Source organism: Streptococcus suis, assembly GCF_002964045.1.
Taxonomy (GTDB): Bacteria; Bacillota; Bacilli; order Lactobacillales; family Streptococcaceae; genus Streptococcus; species Streptococcus suis_U.
This window is the reverse complement of sequence record NZ_POPB01000279.1, coordinates 1-268: the sequence shown is the minus strand read 5'-3', so window position 1 is coordinate 268 and position 268 is coordinate 1. Positions and strand designations below refer to the sequence as shown.

1 pseudogene is annotated in these 268 nt (G+C 34.3%); it reads left to right on the top strand.

The window, feature by feature from the left end:
• A pseudogene (locus C1E99_RS15480) lies at positions 1–96 on the top strand (GlsB/YeaQ/YmgE family stress response membrane protein); the annotation flags it as partial.
• Between the last annotated feature and the right edge of the window lie 172 nt (positions 97–268).

Sequence of the window (268 nt, the reverse complement as noted above, 5' to 3'; positions counted from 1 at the left end):
GATTGGGGACCACAATTTGCTGGCATGGCCCTGGTACCGTCAGTCTTTGGAGCAGTATTACTGGTGGCAATTTTTAGCAGTTCCAGACGGAATTAAACAATTATGATAATAAAAATGACAGGTTCGGAAATTTTTCAACCTGTCATTTTTATTTCTAATGTATTTGAATTACTGGTAGAAATTTTAGGGATATAATTTCAAATGGGCTATTTACATAAAGTCTAGCTTATTTTGTGAGAGTTGCTGAAGTTTAATCTGAATATTGAGT